We start from the raw sequence: 990 nt of genomic DNA on the forward strand, positions 1-990 counted from the left end.
TGCTTTATCCTGGGTTGATGGCTTGGGCGGGGTACCTGCTTTGATCAAGCGCTCAGAAGAGAATTTGGCTGCTGTTGAGCGTTTTGTTGACGCGCATGATTGGATTCACTTTTTGGCTGAAAATAAAAGTACTCGTTCCAATACAAGTGTTTGTTTGGTGCTAGACTTAGAAAAAGACGCACTGAAGAAGATGGTCGCATTGCTAGAGCAGGAAGGTGTAGCCTACGATATAGGCTCATATCGCGATGCTCCTGATGGCCTACGAATCTGGTGTGCAGGTACGATCGAGAGCAGCGACGTTGACGCGCTTATGCCTTGGCTTGAGTGGGCCTATCATAGCTCGCAAGCTTAAGTAAAAGATAGGAGCTAGGCGCTTAATGCGCCTATACTGTTTTTGCTTATAGGGATATCTCGATCAATTGAATATTGCACTGTAACTGGTGCGCCAAGTGACGGGATTAAATATGGATATCAGCAGTTTAGTAACAGCCTTCATTATCATTTTTGCGATTTTTTATATCATTCGTATTTTCAATACCTTGGTAGCTTTAAAAAATCGCTATCAAAACTCTTTCTCTCAAATTGAAGTTCAGCTTAAGCGTCGTTATGACTTGATTCCTAATCTAGTCGAGACGGCTAAGGCTTATCTAACACATGAGCGTGAAACGCTGGAAGCGGTTATATCGGCTCGTAATCAAGCTCTGGCAGGCCTTAAAGCAGCATCCGCTAATCCTTCTAGTGCGGGAGCGTTGCAGGAACTTGCTAAAAGTGAAGGTTTATTACAAAGTGCTTTAGGAAGTCTAAATGTGGCTGTAGAGGCTTATCCGGAACTGAAGGCTAGTGATAACATGAGCCAGCTTTCTGAAGAGCTGACTAGCACCGAGAATCGTGTGTCCTTTGCGCGTCAGTCCTTTAATGATTCAGTTACTGAATATAATCAATATCGTCAAAGCTTCCCTCAAAACCTTTTTGCTACCAGCTTTAGTCACA

General features: G+C 43.6%; 1 protein-coding gene and 1 pseudogene. Both read left to right on the forward strand.

The genetic code is table 11. From position 1 onward, the window contains the following. A pseudogene (locus A3763_RS29045) lies at window positions 1-352 on the forward strand (phosphoserine aminotransferase); the annotation flags it as partial. A 112-nt stretch (window positions 353-464) separates the two neighbouring features. Further along, window positions 465-990 (forward strand): LemA family protein (locus A3763_RS21820; RefSeq protein WP_068760512.1); only part of this gene is annotated, 526 nt, incomplete at its 3' end.

Source organism: Oleiphilus sp. HI0128, from assembly GCF_001635365.1.